The organism is Klebsiella sp. 4_1_44FAA (assembly GCF_000238715.1).
Lineage (GTDB): Bacteria > Pseudomonadota > Gammaproteobacteria > Enterobacterales > Enterobacteriaceae > Klebsiella > Klebsiella pneumoniae.
Genome location: NZ_JH414801.1, coordinates 20643 through 27010, shown reverse-complemented (window position 1 = coordinate 27010; position 6368 = coordinate 20643). Strand labels below are relative to the sequence as shown.

Sequence of the window (6368 nt, the reverse complement as noted above, 5' to 3'; positions counted from 1 at the left end):
GTGTAGAGCGCGGTATCATCAAAGTAGGTAGAGAAGTTGAATCGTTGGTATCAAAGAAACCGCGAAAACCACCTGTACTGGCGTTGAAATGTTCCGCAAACTGCTGGACGAAGGCCGTGCTGGTGAGAACGTAGGTGTTCTGCTGCGTGGTATCAAACGTGAAGAAATCGAACGTGGTCAGGTACTGGCTAAGCCGGGCACCATCAACCCGCACACCAAGTTCGAATCTGAAGTGTACATCCTGTCCAAAGACGAAGGCGGCCGTCACACTCCGTTCTTCAAAGGCTACCGTCCGCAGTTCTACTTCCGTACTACTGACGTGACTGGCACCATCGAACTGCCGGAAGGCGTAGAGATGGTAATGCCGGGCGACAACATCAAAATGGTTGTTACCCTGATCCACCCGATCGCGATGGACGACGGTCTGCGTTTCGCAATCCGTGAAGGCGGCCGTACCGTTGGCGCGGGCGTTGTAGCTAAAGTTCTGGGCTAATTCGTTAGCTTTGAATTAAAAAGGGCGCTTCGGCGCCCTTTTTGCTGTCTGTCATTCAGCGAAAAACGGATTTTTGCAGGCTATTCATATCTTGCGTTGCGGCGGATAATGAGCAAATGGTCTATTGTAATCATAACCATTCTCATTTAATATTTGTGCATAAATTGAACGGGAGTTTCTATGTACGTTTGTTTGTGCAATGGCGTCAGCGATAAAAAAATTCGTCAGGTTGTGCGCCAGTTTCAACCGCAATCTTTTCAGCAATTACGTAAGTTTGTTCCCGTGGGAAATCAATGCGGTAAGTGTGTTCGTGCCGCGCGTGAAGTGATGGAAGATGAATTAACCACCATGCCGGAATTCAAAGAAATCGCCTGAAGTCCACGCTTCTCTTTTGACATCCCTATAGGCCGGACTACGCTTCAATGAGTGGAAGCGGAGGGACTATATAATGAAAGGTGATGTCAAAATCATAAGTTATCTCAATAAATTATTGGGAAATGAGCTAGTCGCAATTAATCAGTACTTTCTTCATGCGAGAATGTTTAAAAATTGGGGCCTGATGCGCCTCAACGATATTGAGTACCACGAATCCATCGACGAAATGAAGCACGCCGATAAGTATATCGAGCGTATTCTTTTTCTCGAAGGTATCCCTAATCTGCAGGATCTCGGCAAACTTGGCATCGGTGAAGATGTGGAAGAGATGCTGCGGTCCGATTTGAGGCTGGAGCTGGAAGGGGCGCAAAATTTGCGTGAGGCTATTGCCTATGCCGACAGCGTCCATGACTACGTCAGCCGCGATATGATGATTGAGATCCTGGCGGATGAAGAAGGCCACATCGACTGGCTGGAAACCGAACTCGATTTGATTGGCAAAATCGGTCTGCAAAATTACCTGCAGTCGCAGATCAAAGTGTCAGACTAGCCAGCGTCTGCCACCCGCACCAAAAACCCGCGGCCGCCAGGAATGGCCCAAACGGCAGCGGGTTGCTTCTTCCCCATTTGCTCTTCCTGCCGCAACTGGCGTATAAACCTGCTCCTGCCCACGCTATGCCGGCGAGTAGCGAGGCAACCAGGACCAACTGCGGCAGCAATCGCCAGCCATGCCAGGCGCCGAGGGCGGCAAGATATTTTATATCTCCATAACCCAACCCTTCATAGCCGCGGATACCGCGGTATAGCCAGTAAATCGCAGCCAAAGAGAGATAGCCCCCTATCGCCCCCCAGACGGCATCATGCAGCTGGTGCGGCGCCAGACAGAGATAAAAAAGTAAACCACTCCACAGCAGGGGACAGGTGTAACGGTCGGGCAACAGACCGTGGCGCAGATCCTGGTGGCATAATGCCACGGTCAAACCGCTATAGCACAGCAAGAAGGGGAGGGCGGCGAGCATAGTTGACCCCGCAATGATCGATGAACATTGCGTCACTATGCTCATCCTCTCCCGTTCAGCACAAAAGGCATTTTCCGGGAATGGATCCCACAATCCGCGCTCTTACTCCGCATTGCATCCCCGTACAGCGCGCTAACGCGAAGGCGCGCAAATCCTGGTGATGATTTTCTAAACAGCACTTGCGTCGCGCCAGAATTTGCGTATAATGCGCGGGCCTGTCAAAGTTGACGGCCGGTTCAATATGAACCCTGGTAATCGCATTTGGGTTATCAAACAATGTCCCCAATAGGGGGACTATGTAAGAACGGTTACACTCTCCCATCAATCGTAATGGGTATGAGGAGTAATCATTTCGTCTATAAAATAATTGGAGCTCTGGTCTCATGCAGAACCAAAGAATCCGTATCCGCCTGAAAGCGTTTGATCATCGTCTGATCGATCAATCAACCGCGGAAATCGTCGAGACTGCTAAGCGCACTGGTGCGCAAGTCCGTGGTCCGATCCCGCTGCCGACCCGCAAAGAGCGCTTTACCGTTCTGATCTCCCCGCACGTCAACAAAGACGCGCGTGACCAGTACGAAATTCGCACTCACAAGCGTCTGGTTGACATCGTTGAGCCAACTGAAAAAACCGTTGATGCTCTGATGCGTCTGGATCTGGCTGCCGGTGTAGACGTGCAGATCAGCCTGGGTTAATCAGGTCATCGAGCGATTGAGAGGTTGAAACAATGATTGGTTTAGTCGGTAAAAAAGTGGGCATGACCCGCATCTTCACTGAAGATGGCGTTTCTATCCCAGTAACCGTAATCGAAGTTGAAGCAAACCGTGTTACTCAGGTTAAAGACCTGGCTAACGATGGCTACCGCGCAATCCAGGTTACCACCGGTGCTAAAAAAGCTAACCGTGTAACCAAGCCGGAAGCGGGTCACTTCGCTAAAGCTGGCGTTGAAGCTGGCCGTGGTCTGTGGGAATTCCGTCTGGCTGACGGCGAAGAATTCACCGTAGGTCAGAACATTAGCGTTGAACTGTTTGCTGACGTTAAAAAAGTTGACGTAACCGGTACCTCTAAAGGTAAAGGTTTTGCTGGTACCGTTAAGCGCTGGAACTTCCGTACCCAGGACGCTACTCACGGTAACTCCTTGTCCCACCGCGTTCCGGGTTCTATCGGTCAGAACCAGACTCCGGGCAAAGTGTTCAAAGGCAAGAAAATGGCAGGTCAGCTGGGTAATGAGCGTGTAACCGTTCAGAGCCTGGACGTAGTACGTGTTGACGCTGAGCGCAACCTGCTGCTGGTTAAAGGTGCTGTCCCGGGTGCGACCGGTAGCGACCTGATCGTTAAACCAGCTGTGAAGGCGTGAGGAGATAGCAATGGAATTAGTATTGAAAGACGCGCAGAGCGCGCTGACTGTTTCCGAAACTACCTTCGGTCGTGATTTCAACGAAGCGCTGGTTCACCAGGTTGTTGTTGCTTATGCAGCCGGTGCGCGTCAGGGCACTCGTGCTCAGAAGACTCGTGCTGAAATCACTGGCTCCGGTAAAAAACCGTGGCGCCAGAAAGGTACCGGTCGTGCGCGTTCTGGTTCTATCAAGAGCCCGATCTGGCGTTCCGGTGGCGTGACCTTCGCTGCTCGTCCGCAGGACCACAGTCAAAAAGTTAACAAGAAGATGTACCGCGGCGCGCTGAAAAGCATTCTGTCCGAACTGGTACGTCAGGATCGTCTGATCGTTGTCGAGAAGTTCTCTGTTGAAGCGCCGAAAACTAAGCTGCTGGCACAGAAACTGAAAGACATGGCTCTGGAAGATGTGCTGATCATCACCGGTGAGCTGGACGAGAACCTGTTCCTGGCCGCACGTAACCTGCATAAGGTTGACGTACGTGATGCGAACGGTATCGACCCGGTTAGCCTGATCGCCTTCGACAAAGTCGTAATGACTGCTGATGCTGTTAAGCAAGTTGAGGAGATGCTGGCATGATTCGTGAAGAACGTCTGCTGAAGGTGCTGCGCGCACCGCACGTTTCTGAAAAAGCGTCTACTGCGATGGAAAAAACAAACACCATCGTTCTCAAAGTTGCTAAAGACGCGACCAAAGCAGAAATCAAAGCTGCTGTGCAGAAACTGTTTGAAGTCGAAGTCGAAGTCGTTAACACCCTGGTTGTTAAAGGGAAAGTTAAACGTCACGGACAGCGTATCGGTCGTCGTAGCGACTGGAAAAAAGCTTACGTCACCCTGAAAGAAGGCCAGAATCTGGACTTCGTTGGCGGCGCTGAGTAAGTCGGAGGAGTAATACAATGGCAGTTGTTAAATGTAAACCGACATCTCCGGGTCGTCGCCACGTCGTTAAAGTGGTTAACCCAGAGCTGCACAAGGGCAAACCTTTTGCTCCGTTGCTGGAAAAAAACAGCAAATCCGGTGGTCGTAACAACAATGGCCGTATCACCACCCGTCATATCGGTGGTGGCCACAAGCAGGCTTACCGTATTGTTGACTTCAAACGCAACAAAGATGGTATCCCGGCAGTTGTTGAACGTCTTGAGTACGATCCGAACCGCTCCGCGAACATCGCGCTGGTTCTGTACAAAGACGGCGAGCGCCGTTACATCCTGGCCCCGAAAGGCCTGAAAGCTGGCGACCAGATTCAGTCTGGCGTTGATGCTGCAATCAAAGCAGGCAACACCCTGCCGATGCGCAATATCCCGGTTGGTTCTACCGTTCATAACGTAGAAATGAAACCAGGTAAAGGCGGTCAGCTGGCTCGTTCCGCTGGTACTTACGTTCAGATCGTTGCTCGTGACGGTGCTTATGTCACCCTGCGTCTGCGTTCTGGTGAAATGCGTAAAGTCGAAGCAGACTGCCGCGCGACTCTGGGCGAAGTTGGCAATGCTGAGCATATGCTGCGCGTTCTGGGTAAAGCAGGTGCTGCACGCTGGCGTGGTGTTCGTCCTACCGTTCGCGGTACTGCGATGAACCCAGTAGACCACCCACATGGTGGTGGTGAAGGTCGTAACTTTGGTAAGCACCCGGTATCCCCGTGGGGCCTGCAGACCAAAGGTAAGAAGACCCGCAGCAACAAGCGTACTGATAAATTCATCGTACGTCGCCGTAGCAAATAATTTTAGAGGATAAGCCATGCCACGTTCTCTCAAGAAAGGTCCTTTTATTGACCTGCACTTGCTGAAGAAGGTAGAGAAAGCGGTGGAAAGCGGAGACAAGAAGCCCCTGCGCACTTGGTCCCGTCGTTCAACGATCTTTCCTAACATGATCGGTTTGACCATCGCTGTCCATAATGGTCGTCAGCACGTTCCAGTATTTGTTTCCGACGAAATGGTCGGTCACAAACTGGGTGAATTCGCACCGACTCGTACTTATCGCGGCCACGCTGCTGATAAAAAAGCGAAGAAGAAATAAGGTAGGAGGAAGAGATGGAAACTTTAGCTCAACATCGCCATGCTCGTTCTTCTGCTCAGAAGGTTCGCCTTGTAGCTGACCTGATTCGCGGTAAGAAAGTGTCGCAGGCCCTGGATATTCTGACCTACACCAACAAAAAAGCTGCTGTACTGGTCAAGAAGGTACTGGAATCTGCCATTGCTAACGCTGAACACAACGATGGCGCTGACATTGATGATCTGAAAGTTGCGAAAATTTTCGTAGACGAAGGCCCGAGCATGAAGCGCATTATGCCGCGTGCTAAAGGTCGTGCAGATCGCATCCTGAAGCGCACCAGCCACATCACTGTGGTTGTGTCCGATCGCTGAGACTCTGGAGACTAGCAATGGGTCAGAAAGTACATCCTAATGGTATTCGCCTGGGTATTGTCAAACCATGGAACTCTACCTGGTTCGCGAACACCAAAGAATTCGCTGACAACCTGGACAGCGATTTTAAAGTACGTCAGTTCCTGACTAAAGAACTGGCTAAAGCGTCTGTATCTCGCATCGTTATCGAGCGTCCGGCTAAGAGCATCCGTGTGACCATTCACACCGCTCGCCCGGGTATCGTTATCGGTAAGAAAGGCGAAGACGTAGAAAAACTGCGCAAGGTCGTAGCGGATATCGCTGGCGTACCTGCACAGATCAATATCGCCGAAGTTCGTAAACCTGAACTGGACGCAAAACTGGTTGCTGACAGCATCACTTCTCAGCTGGAACGTCGCGTTATGTTCCGTCGTGCGATGAAGCGTGCTGTACAGAACGCAATGCGTCTGGGCGCTAAAGGTATCAAAGTTGAAGTTAGCGGCCGTCTGGGCGGCGCGGAAATCGCACGTACCGAATGGTACCGTGAAGGTCGCGTACCGCTGCACACTCTGCGTGCTGACATCGACTACAACACCTCTGAAGCGCACACCACTTACGGTGTAATCGGCGTTAAGGTATGGATCTTCAAAGGTGAGATCCTGGGTGGTATGGCTGCTGTTGAACAACCGGAACCGGCTGCTCAACCTAAAAAGCAGCAGCGTAAAGGCCGTAAATAAGGAGCGTCGCTG

General features: G+C 51.4%; 11 protein-coding genes and 1 pseudogene. 11 read left to right on the top strand and 1 reads right to left on the bottom strand.

Features of this window, described 5'->3' with window-relative positions; all coding sequences use genetic code 11:
* The 3 genes and pseudogenes from HMPREF1024_RS12540 to bfr form a co-directional block, all read left to right on the top strand.
* A pseudogene (locus HMPREF1024_RS12540) lies at positions 1–493 on the top strand (EF-Tu/IF-2/RF-3 family GTPase); the annotation flags it as partial.
* Positions 494–673: 180 nt separating this feature from the next.
* Positions 674–868, top strand: coding sequence for a bacterioferritin-associated ferredoxin (bfd, locus tag HMPREF1024_RS12545; RefSeq protein ID WP_004152415.1), 195 nt, complete (start codon positions 674–676; stop codon positions 866–868).
* A gap of 73 nt (positions 869–941) precedes the next feature.
* A complete protein-coding gene (gene bfr, locus HMPREF1024_RS12550) occupies positions 942–1418 on the top strand; it encodes a bacterioferritin (RefSeq protein WP_002919971.1) in 477 nt (158 codons plus the stop codon).
* Here the strand turns inward: bfr and HMPREF1024_RS12555 are convergent.
* The gene (locus HMPREF1024_RS12555; protein WP_015959081.1) at positions 1402–1887 is read right to left on the bottom strand and encodes an A24 family peptidase; all 486 of its coding nucleotides are present in this window, start codon (positions 1885–1887) and stop codon (positions 1402–1404) included. The genes bfr and HMPREF1024_RS12555 overlap by 17 nt on opposite strands.
* Before the next feature lie 383 nt (positions 1888–2270).
* Between HMPREF1024_RS12555 and rpsJ the strand changes: the two genes are divergently transcribed.
* Genes rpsJ through rpsC form a run of 8 tightly spaced genes read left to right on the top strand, consistent with a single transcriptional unit; the run spans position 2271 to position 6356 of the window.
* Entirely contained in the window at positions 2271–2582 is a 312-nt protein-coding gene (gene rpsJ, locus HMPREF1024_RS12560) for a 30S ribosomal protein S10 (RefSeq protein ID WP_001181005.1), read from the top strand.
* Between the two features lie 32 nt (positions 2583–2614).
* The gene (gene rplC / locus HMPREF1024_RS12565) at positions 2615–3244 is read left to right on the top strand and encodes a 50S ribosomal protein L3 (protein ID WP_002919796.1); all 630 of its coding nucleotides are present in this window, start codon (positions 2615–2617) and stop codon (positions 3242–3244) included.
* A 10-nt stretch (positions 3245–3254) separates the two neighbouring features.
* Positions 3255–3860, top strand: a complete 606-nt coding sequence (gene rplD / locus HMPREF1024_RS12570) for a 50S ribosomal protein L4 (protein WP_002919794.1) — start codon at positions 3255–3257, stop codon at positions 3858–3860.
* Positions 3857–4159 carry a 50S ribosomal protein L23 gene (rplW, locus tag HMPREF1024_RS12575; RefSeq protein WP_000617546.1) on the top strand — a complete coding sequence of 101 codons (303 nt, stop codon included), beginning with the start codon at positions 3857–3859 and terminating at the stop codon, positions 4157–4159. The genes rplD and rplW overlap by 4 nt, the downstream gene beginning before the upstream one ends.
* 17 nt (positions 4160–4176) lie before the next feature.
* The gene (gene rplB, locus HMPREF1024_RS12580) at positions 4177–4998 is read left to right on the top strand and encodes a 50S ribosomal protein L2 (protein ID WP_002919786.1); all 822 of its coding nucleotides are present in this window, start codon (positions 4177–4179) and stop codon (positions 4996–4998) included.
* A 16-nt stretch (positions 4999–5014) separates the two neighbouring features.
* Entirely contained in the window at positions 5015–5293 is a 279-nt protein-coding gene (gene rpsS, locus HMPREF1024_RS12585) for a 30S ribosomal protein S19 (RefSeq protein WP_001138115.1), read from the top strand.
* Between the two features lie 14 nt (positions 5294–5307).
* Positions 5308–5640, top strand: coding sequence for a 50S ribosomal protein L22 (gene rplV / locus HMPREF1024_RS12590; RefSeq protein ID WP_002919773.1), 333 nt, complete (start codon positions 5308–5310; stop codon positions 5638–5640).
* 17 nt (positions 5641–5657) lie between these two features.
* Entirely contained in the window at positions 5658–6356 is a 699-nt protein-coding gene (gene rpsC / locus HMPREF1024_RS12595) for a 30S ribosomal protein S3 (RefSeq protein ID WP_002919766.1), read from the top strand.
* The last annotated feature ends 12 nt before the right edge of the window (positions 6357–6368 follow it).